Genomic DNA, 12,014 nt, shown 5'->3' with positions numbered 1-12,014 from the left:
GCCGCTGGCTGGCACTCCTGCAACTCAGCCTTCGTCGGTCTCGTACTCGACGAACACATCCAGTTCCAATGCCAGCTCCTGCACCGCATCGCGCACCTTCTGTGCGGTGCTTTCGTTGCCCACTTCCACTTCCAGTTCGTGGGTCCCCGGGCCGATGTCGTCGGACAGCCCGGCCGAGCTGGAATCATCGTCATCCATGTGCGGCATCAGGTCGTCGGTCTCTTCGACGTGTTCGATGCCTTCCAGGCCTAGCAGCAGGTCGCTGATCGCACGGGCATCGTCTTCGGTTCCAGTAATTCGCAGTCGCAGCAGGGCCATGGCGGAAGCACGTTGTGGGGTTCGCCTGCAGCCTAGCCAGCGCCGGGCAAAGATCGGGTGAGGGCGCAGTCAGCCGGGCGTGCCCGGGCGCCCCAGCAGGCTGTCGGGCAACGCGGGAACCGGCGTGCGTTCGTCCTGCGCCTGGCCCAGCAACCAGTCGATGAACAGCCGCGCGGCAGGGCTGGGTGGTCGTCCTTCGGCATGCACCACGTAGTACGCGTAGCGTGCCTTCAGTGCAGGGCCTGGCAGGCGCACCAGCTCATAGCGCTGCAGATAGGGCTGGGCGACGTGGGTGCGTGCCAGCACCGCGCCCATGCCATACACCGCCGCGCGCATCGCGTCGGTGCTGTCGGCAAAGGTGTGCATCGCCGGCAACGGCGACGGCGGGCGCACGCCGGCGTGGCGGAACCAGTCGCGCCACCCCTGTGGTGACAGATCACTGAGCAGCGGCAGTTCGGCGATGCGTGCCGGGTTTTGCAGTGCTTCGACACCGGGCAACGCCGGCGACGCAACAGGAAAGAGGTTGTCGTCCATCAGGTGCTGCGCGTGCAGTCCGGGCCATTGGCCCAGTCCATAGCGGATGCCGACCTCCGGGCCGTTTTCGTCGTAACGGTCCAGGCCACTGCCGGTGTGCAGCTCGATGCGGATGTGCGGATGGGCCTGGGTGAAACGCGGCAGCCGTGGCAGCAGCCAGCAATACGACAGGGAGCGCAGCGTAGCGATCCGCAGCGGCACGCTGTCCGCGTCCGGCTGCAGATGGTGGGCGACGGCTGCGACATCGGTGAACGCCGCACTGGCGGCGTCGGCCAGCTGCCGGCCCTCGGCCGTCAGGCGCACGCCGCGCGCATGGCGCAGGAACAGGCGCGTGGCCAGCACCTCTTCCAGGCGACGCACATGGTGGCTGACCGCGCTGGCGGTCAGGTGCAGCTCCTGCGCCGCCTGGGCGAAGTTCTGATGGCGCGCGGCGACCGCGAAAACGGCCAGCGCAGGGAGCAGGGAAGGGCGTAGCAGCATGTCCAGCCTCAAGCCATATTTGTGGCTGGCAGCGATACTACGCGCTTGTGCAGCAGGCGTCTGCGGCCGATCCTGTGTGGCCAGCCCAGCGCCAAGACGACAGACGGATACAGCACATGAATGCGATACCCCAGGCGACCGAGCGTGATTGGCGCACACCGCTGGAATTGACCCTGCTCGGCGCGATCTGGGGCTGCTCGTTCCTGTTCATGCGCGTGGCGGTGCCCTCGTTCGGCCCGTTCGCGCTGGTCGAGGTGCGGCTGGTGCTGGGCGCACTGGTGCTGCTGCCGTTCCTGTGGCGCGCCCGCGCGCAGTTCCCGCCGCGCCGCTGGCTGTGGCTGGCACCGATCGGTCTGGTCAATTCGGCGTTGCCGTTCGTGCTGTTCGCTTACGCCGCCGAAAGCGCACCTGCGGCCATCGGAGCGATCTGCAATGCGATGACGGTGCTGTTCGCCGCGTTGATTGCGTTCCTGTTCTTCGGCGAGAAGATCGGTGTGCGCCGCGCCGGCGCATTGCTGGTCGGCTTTGCCGGCGTGGTTGTGCTGGCCACGGCCAAGATCTCGGGCCTGAGCATTGGTACCGCGGTGCTGGCCGGTGCGGCGGCGTCCCTGCTGTACGGTCTGGGCGTGAACCTGGTGAAGCGGCACATGACCGGTCTGCCGTCGGCTGCGGCCGCCGCTGCCACGTTGTCATGCGCCTCATTGTGGTTGTTGCCGATGGCGCTCACGCATCTGCCGCAGGGCCCGATTCCGGGCAAGGCATGGGGTGCGGCGATCGCACTGGGTGTGGTCTGCACCGGATTCGCCTTCCTGATGTTCTATCGCCTGATCGGTCGCATCGGCCCGTCGCGTGCGTCAACGGTGACCTATCTGGTGCCGCTGTTCGGTGCGGCGTTCGCCTGGCTGTTCCTGGGCGAGCCGGTGACGCTGCAGATGTTGATTGCCGGTGCGTTGATTCTGGGCAGCGTGGCGGTGAGCCAGAAGGGCTGATGAATCCTGCAGCCGAGCCTGGCTCGGCTCTACGGTAGATCCACGCCACGCGTGGATGCTTTCCGCTTCGCAATGCCAACCCGCCGCCACGCTCGCCGGGCGTGGCCCGGCGCTACCGCACCGGTACCGGAATATTGCACAGGTCGATATGCCCCGCCGGGCGCTTGTAGAAATCATCCACGCGATTGCGACGCGCCTCGACCGTATCGGCGAAGGTCTTCGAATCGGTGCGCAGCACCTGGATCGGCGTGCGCTCGGCCACCGGCACATCGCTGGCGCGGCGGATCGACACGATCGGCGTGCGCAGCTTCGGGTCAGTGTAGAAGCCCATCGGTGCCGGTCCACGCGGGATCGCGCTGAGCAGCTCCATGCCCTTCAGCACGCGACCAACCAGGGTGATGTTGCGGTCCAGCTGGCGCGGCGATTGGCCGGTCACCACGTAGAGTTCTGCACCGATGCTGCTGTCTTCCTCGTTGCTGCGGCCCGCACCCAGCATGCCGTAGCAGTGCGCCAGCCAGGCCTTGCCGGCCTGCGGGTCCTGGCCGACCGGGAAGCCGTCGACGAAGCCGGTCTGCGCGGCCCAGCCATCGCGGTCGGGCAGCACGCTCACCTTCAGGCCGGCGCTGGCGCGCTCGAACTCGGCCGGCAGCTTGCGCGCAGCACTGCCGAACGGCTTGGCCTTGGCTGCGTCATCGGCGTCGGCATCGCCGAACTGCACCACGAAGTTGTCCTGCGAGCGGTAGATGCTGGTGCCGTCCCAGAAGTGCTCGTGGGCGAAGGTCTGGATGTTGGCCACATGGCGCGGGGCGAACTGCGGTGCCAGCTCGATGATCACCCGTCCGGCCGGCAGGTCCATGTACAGGAGGTTGGCCGCGTCGGGCGTGCGCCAGTCGCTGGCCGCCGAGGCATCCAGGATCTGCTGCGGGCTGCGGTAGGGCGTGGCCGCGCTGGCCAGCGAGGGCAGCAGGCAGGCCAGGGCGAGGGCGGTCAGGGCAAGACAGCGACGGTGCGGCATGGGATCCCCGGAGCATGAACGAGGCCTCGATTCTGCGCGAGTCGCTGCTCTTGCGCCAATCCTGCAGACTGGCTGTCGCGCCGCCCCTGCGGCACGATGTGCTTCCTTTGCATGGACGCACGAAATGCCAATGCTGGTTCCAGGGGCCGAGCTGCAGGCGATGGTCGATGGCTATCTGAAAGGTTATATCGAACCCGACGAAGACGGTGCCGGCTGGCTGCATGCACAGTCGCCAGGGATGCTCGTCGATCTCGATGGCCGCCGACGCAGTTGGTGGGCGCCGCGGAACAGTGAGCTGCTGGATTGCCTTCAGGCCCATCCGCAGGCACCCGCCGCAGTGCAGGCGGCTGCGTTGTTTCTCGCCGGCGCCGACGGCAATGGTCGCACGCGTCAGGCGGCGCTGCAGCGGATGGACGCACTTCCTGGATGTCTGACGCTTTCCAGTGCGTTGCTGCGCTGCAATGACTGGGTTCCCGAGGTGCGGGTTGTAGCCCAGCAGGTGGTGGAAGTTCTGCTGTCCCGCTGTGGCATCGACGATGTGCTGGCAGCGTGGCCGCTGGCGGTTCGCTTGCAGGATGCGCAGCGGGTGGATGCCGATTGGCGCAGGGATACGCTGGAGGGCTGGCTATCGGCGCCCTCGCAGCGGGCAGTGCTGGATGGCCTGCTCGTCCATCGTGACTCACGTACGCGGCTGAGCGCCCATGCGATCGCCTTCGATGTCCACCCGGAGCGTGTGGCGATCCGTGCGCGCGCGCTGCATGACAGCGATCCGCGCATTGCGCGAATGGCCTTCCAGGATCTTCTCGGTGAGGGCGATCCATCGCAGGTGCTGGAGCAGTGCAGGGGCGCGCTGACGGCTCCCTCCAGCCAAGTGCGCGCGTCGGCCCTGCGTACGTTGGTGGCGCATGAGGCGGAAGGGATCGACGTGTTCGTCGAGGATGCACTGTTCGATCGTGCACGGGCCGTCCGCAGCCTGGCGGCATTTCTGGTGCGGCAGCGCCACGCAACGCCGGCCATCGAGTTGTGGCGCAGCGCATTGGCGCAGCAGGCAGCGGGGCGCTGGCGCGTGGCGCTGGAAGCGTTGGCCGACCATGCCGTCGCTGAGGACGTTGCACTGTTGCGGTCGCTGTATCCACGGGTGACGGCGCGCCATCGGCGGAATTGTGTACGAGGCTGGGTACGGGCCGAGGGGGGCGCAGGGCTGGCGTTGCTGCGCGTTGCGCTGGAGGAGCCGGGGCGAAGCATCCACGAACTGCTGACCCACGCACAGGCGGACTGGGTAGCCGAGCTGGACGCCGCCCGGCTGCTGGCGTTCTGCCACGACGGTCCTTCCCCGGTGGCCCAGATCGGGCTGCTTCGGCTGCTGCCCCACATGCCGTTGTGGCAGCATCTGGAACTTCTGCTGGATGCGGTCCCGCAGAGGCAGGACGAACGTGCATGGCATCTGCGCCTGGTGGAGAACTGGCTCCGCGTGAGCGAGGGTTACTCACCGCTGTCGGCAGCGCGCCGACAGGCCCTGCTGACCCGCCTTGAACACGGTGGGCACGACCTCTCCGATGCAATGGCACGGCGGCTGGCTGAGGCGGTCCGCCAAGCCTGACCTGGCCGGTGCCCAACCGGCAGGATGACTAACGACACATTCGCTATACCGAACTTCGCACTACTGTGGACTTCAACGTAGTGGAGGGCGGGTCATGTCCGACGACGATGTCCACCTGAAGAAGTTCCAGAAGGAGCTCAGTGCCGGCACGGTCTCGTTGGCCCTGCTGGCGGTGCTGGCCCGGGCCGGCGAGCCGCTGTACGGCTACCTGATCGCCAAGGAGCTGGAACGCGTGGGCGAGGGCGTGCTGAGTGGCAAGCAGAGCGCGCTGTACCCGGTGCTGCGCAACCTGGAGGGCGCCGGCCTGCTGGAGAGCCATGTGGAGCCGTCCAGCAGCGGGCCGCCGCGGCGCTACTACCGCATCAACGCGCGTGGCCGGGAGGTGCTGGAGCAATGGCGCCAGGCCTGGCGCGACACCCGTGATTCCGTCGATTCCGTGTTGGAGGGGGTACCGCAATGAACGACCTGGACCTGGCAGGCAACGGTCTGCCCAGCACCATTCCGCAGTATCTGGCGCAGTTGCGCGCGGCGCTGGACGGTGCCGATCCGGCGATGGTGCAGGACGCCCTGTACGACGCCGAGGAATACCTGCGCTCTGAACTGGCGGTGCAGCCCGGCCGCAGCGAAGCCGAGGTCATCGCCGACGTCGCCGGCAGCTACGGTGCACCGGACGAGGTGGCGGAGATCTATCGCGAAACCGAGCTTACGGTGAACCGCGCGCTGCGTACGCCGCGGGCCGACACGGGCCCGGTGCTGCGTGCAGCGGCCGAGGCCAGCGGTGCGGCACCGGCGGCGCAGCCGGCAGCGCCCGTGCAGCGTTCGCTGCTGGCGCGCTTCTTCGGTGTGGTGACCGATCCGCACACCTACGGCGCGCTGTTCTACATGCTGTTGTCGCTGGCTACCGGCATCTTCTTCTTCACCTGGGTGGTCACCGGCCTGTCGTTGTCGCTGGGCCTGCTGATCCTGATCATCGGTGTGCCGTTGACCGTGCTGTTCTTCGGCTCGGTGCGCGGACTGGCGTTGCTGGAAGGGCGGCTGGTGGAAGCACTGCTGGGCGAGCGCATGCCGCGGCGGCCGCAGTACACCGACCGCAGCCGCAGTTGGCTGCAGCGCATCGGCGACATGTTCACCGATGGCCGCACCTGGCTGACCCTGCTGTACTTCGTGCTGATGCTGCCGCTTGGCATCATCTACTTCACCATCGCGGTGACCCTGCTGTCGGTGTCGCTGGCCTTCATCTGGTCGCCGGTGGCGGCGCTGTTCGATGCGACCGTACCCAGCATCTACATCGATGGCACCAACGTATTGCCGCTGGCTGCAACGCCGGTGCTGGCAGTGGTAGGCGCATTGCTGCTGCTGCTGACGATGCACCTGGCACGCGGCATCGGCAAGCTGCACGGCATGCTGGCCAAGAACCTGCTGGTGCGGCTGTAAGCAGCAATCTGCTCTTTGGTGGGTGCCGACCTTGGTCGGCACGATCCATCAGGCATCGGGATGTCTGGCAAGCTCAGCTCTGGTAGGTGCCAACCTTGGTTGGCACGAACGATCAGATGTCAGAGCGCCTGGCAGAGCGCCAACCAAGGTTGGCATCTACCAGGAGCATGCCGGCCAGCGGCCGGCACTACCGGAAGCAGGGCGAGTTACCCCGCCTTGCGGCGCAGCGGGGTCACGTTGCTCTTCTTCTTCGTGGCCTTCGCTGCCGGTGCTTCGGCATGCGCGGCGAAGAAGTCACGCACCTTCGGGTAGACCACTTCGCGCCAGCGACGGCCGCTGAAGATGCCGTAGTGGCCCGCGCCTTCGACGATGAAATGCTCGCGGCGGTCAGCAGCAATGCCGGTGCACAGCGACTGTGCCGCTTCGGTCTGGCCGAGGCCGGCGATATCGTCCAGCTCGCCTTCGATGCTCAGCAGCGCGGTATCGCGGATCGCAGACGGATCGACCTTCTCGCCGTTGACCACCCACTCGCCACGCGGCAGCAGGAAGTCCTGGAACACCACGGAGATGGTGTCCAGGTAGTACTTGGCCGGCATGTCCAGCACGGCGTTGTACTCGTCATAGAAACGACGGTGCGCGTCGGCATCCTCCAGATCGCCCTTCACCAGGTCTGTGTAGAAATCCCAGTGCGAGCTGAAGTGGCGGCTGGGATTCATCGACAGGAAACCTGCGTGCTGCAGGAAGCCCGGGTACACGCGACGGCCGGCGCCAGGGTAGCTGGCCGGTACGGTGTGGATGACATTGTTCTCGAACCACGACAGCGGGTTCTGCGTGGCCAGGTTGTTGACTGCGGTCGGGCTGCAGCGCGCATCGATCGGGCCGCCCATCATCACCAGCGTGCGCGGTGTCGGTTCGCCGCGACTGGCCATCAATGACACCGCGGCCAGCACCGGTACGGTCGGCTGGCAGACGCTGACCACGTGCAGGCGCTCCACGCCAAGATGGCGGATGAACTCCTGGATGTAGGCGATGTAGTCGTCCAGCCCGAACTCGCCTTCGCTGCCGGGCACCATGCGCGCGTCAACCCAGTCGGTCACATACACACGGTGATCGCGCAGCAGCGTGCGCACGGTATCGCGCAGCAGCGTGGCGTGGTGGCCGGACAACGGTGCCACCACCAGCACGAACGGCTGGTTGAGCATGGTGTGCAGCTGGTCGGCTTCATTGCTGTGGCGCTTGAAGCGCAACAGCTTGCAGAACGGCTTGTTGAGTTCTTCGTGCACGACAATCGGCACGCGCTCGCCCTCGACCTCGATTTCGTTGATGCCCCATTCGGGCTTCTCGTAATCCTTGCCGATGCGATGGAACAGCTCATTGACCGCCGCCAGGCGATCAGCGCCGGGCATCTGCGACCACCAGTGCCCCTGGTTGGCGAAGAACTTGGCGTTGGCCTGGGCCTGGTGCACCCAGGGGGCGAGCAGGTTGCGGGTCAGTTCGTGCAGTTGATAGAGCATGCCGACCGAATATGTATGGTCTTATGTTGCCGCGCAGCATAGCGCATCCGACTGTCCCGGACGTTAAGCCGGCTCGATGGCCGTATTCAGCGTGCGGCCTGCTCGAGCGCGGCCGCTTCACCGGCCAGTGCGGGCCCCAGCCAGAGGTGGGAGCCGACAGCCTGCAGGCCTTGCCGCGTCAGCTCGCGCCGGTACCAGCGGGCCGGTCGCGACTGGAAGCCGTCATGATCTCCCTCGAATTCATCTTCGGCGGCGAAGGTCTCCAGGAAGGCCACGCCTGCGGTCAGCTCGGCCAACCCGGCCAGGCCTGCGCGCAGTTCGCGGTTGGGCACATAGTGCATCACGTCCGAACAGATCAGCAGGTCCACCGGGGCGCAGGGCCGAAGCCAGGCGAAATCGCCGAAGCTGGCCAGGTGCAGGTTGCGGGTCCGTCCGTAGCGGCGCACAGCGTACTCGCTGCTGTCGAAACCGAGGTATTCGACCTTCGGACGCAGTTTCAGCAGCGGCGCGCGCCAGGCGCCTTCGCCGCAGCCGATGTCCAGCACGCTGCGGATCGGTCGTTCCAGGTAGTACTCGGCCGTGGCCACGGCGAGGGCGACCTTGCGCGCCAGGCGTGCGCTGCCGCCGATGTCGGCGCGGCGGTACCAGCGTTGGAAATAGGCGGCGTCGTAGGTCTTGTCCATGGCGTTCGGGTGCAGTCGTGAAATCGGCGCCTATCGTACGGTGTTGCAGCACGCCATGCGTCGATGTGTCGCGGCGGTGGCACGCGGGGCGGCGTTGCCATGGCATGCGAGAATGGCGGACATCCACGCCAGCCGCCGGAGCGAGCGCATGCAGAGCTACTACTGGGTCAAGACCTTCCACATCGTGTTCGTGGTGGCGTGGATGGCCACGGTGTTCTACCTGCCGCGCATCCTGGTGAACCTGGCCGAGACGGCGGGGCAGACGGCGGTGGTCGAGCGCCTGCAACTGATGGGCATGCGCCTGTATCGCTTCGGCCATTCGATGTTCGGCCTGGCCTTCGTGCTGGGCCTTGTGCTGTGGCTGGGCTACAAGGTGATTCCTGATTTCCCGACCATGGTCGCCCCGGGTGGCGCCGGCTGGCTGCATGCCAAGCTGGGCCTGGTGGTGGTGCTGCTGGTCTACTTCATCTGGACCGGGCGCCTGCTCAAAGGCGTGGCCAAGGGCAGGGCCCTGCCGTCCTCGCGCGCGCTGCGCTGGATCAACGAGATTCCGCTGCTGGCCTTCATCCCGATCGTGTGGCTGGTGCTGGCCAAGCCGTTCTGAGGATTCGCGCCGCGATGTCCAGCGGCGCCGTTGGCGGACGCGATTTGCAACTTGTTGTATGGATGGAAGCGTTTTCAAAACCCAGACTGCGCGCCACTCCATTGATCGAGGTCAGCCTTCCCGGCTGGAATCCGTGTGCGCAGCTTTTTCCCACTTTCCCGCCGTCCGCTGGCAATCGCGCTGGCGTTGAGCGGGGCTTTCACGGTTCCGACCGTGCATGCAGCACCGATCGGTGTTCCGTGCCCCTCCTATCCCGAGCTCGGTGACCCTACGCACAAACCGATCTCCTATCTCTGCGGCATGGACGTGCTGGCCGAGGACATGTGGATCGGTGAGTCGTTCGAGGCCTATGACGCAACCATCCGCACCCGCCGCAACAACTTCATCGGCGTGCATATGCAGAGCGATCAGAACGGATATCTGATCATGGACAACGTGCAGATCCTGATGGAAGGTATGGCCAATTCAGCGGTGGTGTTCTCCTCACCGAACCCGGTGGGTGCCGATCTGCATGATCTGCGCATCCAGATGGCAGGTGAGCGCACGGTGGGCATCAATGCCGGTGTCACGCTGCCGAAGGCCAATGGCGAGCTGGTGCGGAACAATCGTCTTCTCCTGCGCAGCAGCCGCATCGACATCGAAGGGCGCGCGGGTGTCGGTCTGGTCACCGGCGTCAACTCGGGCATCGAACTTGACCGGACGACGATCACCACCGCCGGCGAAGCCTCCATCGGGATAGGCCAGTGGGCTGGCCAGGTGCAGGTACTGGGCAGTCTGGTGGATGTGGAGGGCGCGCGTGCGGTCGGCATACACGCGGTGTCGCAGTTGTGGACTTCGCCAGGCCATCCCACCCGTCTGTACAGCCCTGAGCTGCATGTGCAGGACAGTTCGATCATTGCGCGCGGCGAAGGCACTGTCGGCATTCTGGCCGAAGACCGCGACCGCATGCCGGCAGGTACCGGGCTGCGGCTGGGCATGGTCAACGCCCGCGTGCTTGCCCAAACGGGCGAGGCACTGCGTATCGACGGCGGTGCCGACAACACACTGTCGATGCATGGCGGCCTGCTGCATGGTCGCGACGCAAGCATCCATCTGCGCCTTACCGGTAGTGGTCTGCGCGCGACCCTGACCGACGCACGCATTGTGTCCGATGGCGGCAGCACGCTGCGGCTGGGCGAGCGTTCGGTGCTGGCATTGAGCGCCAGCGGAAGCGAGCTTGAGCACAGCGGCGCTGGCCCGCTGCTCAGTCTGGCAGCAAACGCGAGTGCATCGCTGCAGCTGGCCGGTACCCGTCTGCGTGGCGGCGTCCAGCGCGAAGCCGGCAGCAACGTGCAGGTAGCGATGGCTGCTGGCAGCCGTTGGGACATGACAGGGGGCGGTGTCCTGGACCAGCTCCACCTGCAGGACAGTACTCTGTCGCTGGCAGACGGCCAAGCTGGTGATCGTCTGCACGTGCTGGGCGACCTGCAGCTGCAGGACGGACGCATCGTGCTCGACACGGCACTGGAGGGTGACCTGTCGACCACCGATCATGTCCGCGTCGACGGTGATCTGAGCGGGCAAGGCACGCTGTACGTACACAATGCGGGTGGCCGCGGAGCGGTAACCGCACACGGCATCGAGGTGGTCAGCGTGGGCGGTCGCTCGGGGGCCTCGCTGGCCTTGGGCGGGCGCGCGGTGGGCGGTCAGTACGAGTACTTCCTGCATCATGATTCTGCCGATGGCGGATGGTACCTGCGCTCGGAACTGCAGGCGCAGGAGCCGTGTGTCGTCGATCCGCATGCGTGCGCGCCGCCGGACGAGGATGGCGGCGACGTGGGGCCGGGCCAGCCGCCCGGCGCCGGGACTCCGGATCTGCCGCCAGGTGATGGCATCCAGCCGCCCGGCCGGTTCATTCTGCGCCCGGAAGTGGGCGCCTATCTGGCCAACCAGCTGGCCGCAGTGCAGTTGACGACGCCGGCAGATCGCCAGCAGCGTGGCGATGCTTCATCCGCCGCTTGGGCGCGCTGGGAGAACGGCCAGTATCGCCTGGCGCCGGTACAGTCACAGCTGGACGTACGAGGTCAGCGCAACCGGCTGCAGATGGGAACGGATCTGATGAGCTTTGCCGAAGGCCGGGCACGTGTCGGTGTGCAGGCAACGATGGGATATGCAACCCACCAGACGCAATCCCGGCTTACCGGATTCAGCGCTTCGGGGCGCGTGCGCGCGGCGGCGGTTGGCGTGGAGCTGGGATGGACTGTGCTTGACGGGCGCGCTTATCTGGATGCCATCGTGCAGCAGGGACAGTATCAGGGACGAGTGCATGGCCAGGGCCTGGACCGTGAGCAGCTGCGGGGGCGTAGTACCCTTTCAGGCATCGAGGTGGGCTACCGGGTTGCCTTGGGCCAGACCGGCGCGATGCAGTGGTCCATGCTGCCACGGCTGGCAGTGCAGTATCACGAAGTGGGCGGTCGCCGGCACGTGGAGCGCAACGGCACACAGGTGCAGACGTATGGCAATGAAGGTGTATCCACGCGGCTGGGACTGCGCCTGCAGGGGCAGTCTGCCGCAACCGCCACGGCATCGGTGAGTCCGTACCTGTCACTGGACTGGTACCACCAGGGCGCACGGGGCGGCATGGCATTCGATCAGCGCCAGCTGTCTGCACTTCTGCCCCGTGATCAAGGCGATCTGATGGCCGGCGTCACTATCAGCCTTGGGGAGCGCGTTGCCGCCTGGGGTGGATTTGGTGCGTCGCGGGGAAGCGGGAAGTATCGGGAAGTGCGCGGCGAGCTCGGCTTGTCCTGGCGCTGGTAGGGCCGGTTCGCGCATGGCCGTAACGGCAGCACGAATGAAAAGAG

Annotated in this window: 11 protein-coding genes; 6 read left to right on the top strand and 5 right to left on the bottom strand. The window is 66.5% G+C overall.

Annotation, left to right across the window (positions count from 1 at the left end):
• Positions 1-24 precede the first annotated feature (24 nt).
• Together HUT07_RS12980 and HUT07_RS12975 are read right to left on the bottom strand one after the other, a co-directional pair.
• Positions 25-318 (bottom strand): hypothetical protein, encoded by a 294-nt coding sequence (locus HUT07_RS12980; RefSeq protein WP_025877698.1) that lies wholly within the window; start codon positions 316-318, stop codon positions 25-27.
• A gap of 69 nt (positions 319-387) precedes the next feature.
• Complete coding sequence (locus tag HUT07_RS12975) at positions 388-1,332, bottom strand: LysR substrate-binding domain-containing protein (RefSeq protein ID WP_176021272.1); 945 nt, start codon at positions 1,330-1,332, stop codon at positions 388-390.
• A gap of 116 nt (positions 1,333-1,448) precedes the next feature.
• Between HUT07_RS12975 and HUT07_RS12970 the strand changes: the two genes are divergently transcribed.
• Positions 1,449-2,321: a DMT family transporter gene (locus HUT07_RS12970; RefSeq protein ID WP_176021271.1), complete on the top strand. Its 873-nt coding sequence runs from the start codon at positions 1,449-1,451 to the stop codon at positions 2,319-2,321.
• Positions 2,322-2,433: 112 nt separating this feature from the next.
• On the opposite strand, the gene HUT07_RS12965 is transcribed toward HUT07_RS12970, so the two are convergent.
• Positions 2,434-3,336, bottom strand: coding sequence for a peptidylprolyl isomerase (locus HUT07_RS12965; RefSeq protein ID WP_176021270.1), 903 nt, complete (start codon positions 3,334-3,336; stop codon positions 2,434-2,436).
• A 130-nt stretch (positions 3,337-3,466) separates the two neighbouring features.
• Here HUT07_RS12965 and HUT07_RS12960 point away from each other — a divergent pair, with 130 nt between their 5' ends.
• The 3 genes from HUT07_RS12960 to HUT07_RS12950 all read left to right on the top strand — a co-directional run bounded on the left by HUT07_RS12960 (position 3,467) and on the right by HUT07_RS12950 (position 6,370).
• On the top strand, positions 3,467-4,936 hold the full coding sequence (locus HUT07_RS12960; protein WP_176021269.1) for a hypothetical protein: 1,470 nt from the start codon (positions 3,467-3,469) through the stop codon (positions 4,934-4,936).
• A gap of 94 nt (positions 4,937-5,030) precedes the next feature.
• Positions 5,031-5,396, top strand: coding sequence for a PadR family transcriptional regulator (locus tag HUT07_RS12955; protein WP_176021268.1), 366 nt, complete (start codon positions 5,031-5,033; stop codon positions 5,394-5,396).
• Entirely contained in the window at positions 5,393-6,370 is a 978-nt protein-coding gene (locus HUT07_RS12950) for a sensor domain-containing protein (protein WP_176021267.1), read from the top strand. The genes HUT07_RS12955 and HUT07_RS12950 overlap by 4 nt, the downstream gene beginning before the upstream one ends.
• A 206-nt stretch (positions 6,371-6,576) precedes the next feature.
• On the opposite strand, the gene phaZ is transcribed toward HUT07_RS12950, so the two are convergent.
• The gene (phaZ, locus tag HUT07_RS12945) at positions 6,577-7,884 is read right to left on the bottom strand and encodes a polyhydroxyalkanoate depolymerase (protein ID WP_176021266.1); all 1,308 of its coding nucleotides are present in this window, start codon (positions 7,882-7,884) and stop codon (positions 6,577-6,579) included.
• An 86-nt stretch (positions 7,885-7,970) separates the two neighbouring features.
• Complete coding sequence (locus HUT07_RS12940) at positions 7,971-8,567, bottom strand: class I SAM-dependent methyltransferase (RefSeq protein ID WP_176021265.1); 597 nt, start codon at positions 8,565-8,567, stop codon at positions 7,971-7,973.
• A 148-nt stretch (positions 8,568-8,715) separates the two neighbouring features.
• Here HUT07_RS12940 and HUT07_RS12935 point away from each other — a divergent pair, with 148 nt between their 5' ends.
• Positions 8,716-9,171 (top strand): CopD family protein, encoded by a 456-nt coding sequence (locus HUT07_RS12935; protein WP_176022551.1) that lies wholly within the window; start codon positions 8,716-8,718, stop codon positions 9,169-9,171.
• 135 nt (positions 9,172-9,306) lie between these two features.
• Complete coding sequence (locus HUT07_RS12930; protein ID WP_217706641.1) at positions 9,307-11,970, top strand: autotransporter outer membrane beta-barrel domain-containing protein; 2,664 nt, start codon at positions 9,307-9,309, stop codon at positions 11,968-11,970.
• Positions 11,971-12,014 lie beyond the last annotated feature (44 nt).

The sequence above is a fragment of the Stenotrophomonas sp. NA06056 genome (assembly GCF_013364355.1).
Classification (GTDB): Bacteria; Pseudomonadota; Gammaproteobacteria; order Xanthomonadales; family Xanthomonadaceae; genus Stenotrophomonas.
The sequence above is the reverse complement of the archived record's forward strand: the minus strand, read 5'-3'. Positions and strand labels throughout refer to the sequence as shown.

What these genes read in the sequence shown, in the direction of transcription:
- HUT07_RS12980 (WP_025877698.1), bottom strand. Translation starts at nt 318, where the DNA reads ATGGCCCTGCTGCGACTGCGAATTACTGGAACCGAAGACGATGCCCGT.
- HUT07_RS12955 (WP_176021268.1), top strand. Translation starts at nt 5,031, where the DNA reads ATGTCCGACGACGATGTCCACCTGAAGAAGTTCCAGAAGGAGCTCAGT.
- HUT07_RS12970 (WP_176021271.1), top strand. Translation starts at nt 1,449, where the DNA reads ATGAATGCGATACCCCAGGCGACCGAGCGTGATTGGCGCACACCGCTG.
- HUT07_RS12960 (WP_176021269.1), top strand. Translation starts at nt 3,467, where the DNA reads ATGCTGGTTCCAGGGGCCGAGCTGCAGGCGATGGTCGATGGCTATCTG.
- phaZ (WP_176021266.1), bottom strand. Translation starts at nt 7,884, where the DNA reads ATGCTCTATCAACTGCACGAACTGACCCGCAACCTGCTCGCCCCCTGG.
- HUT07_RS12975 (WP_176021272.1), bottom strand. Translation starts at nt 1,332, where the DNA reads ATGCTGCTACGCCCTTCCCTGCTCCCTGCGCTGGCCGTTTTCGCGGTC.
- HUT07_RS12940 (WP_176021265.1), bottom strand. Translation starts at nt 8,567, where the DNA reads ATGGACAAGACCTACGACGCCGCCTATTTCCAACGCTGGTACCGCCGC.
- HUT07_RS12935 (WP_176022551.1), top strand. Translation starts at nt 8,716, where the DNA reads ATGCAGAGCTACTACTGGGTCAAGACCTTCCACATCGTGTTCGTGGTG.
- HUT07_RS12950 (WP_176021267.1), top strand. Translation starts at nt 5,393, where the DNA reads ATGAACGACCTGGACCTGGCAGGCAACGGTCTGCCCAGCACCATTCCG.
- HUT07_RS12965 (WP_176021270.1), bottom strand. Translation starts at nt 3,336, where the DNA reads ATGCCGCACCGTCGCTGTCTTGCCCTGACCGCCCTCGCCCTGGCCTGC.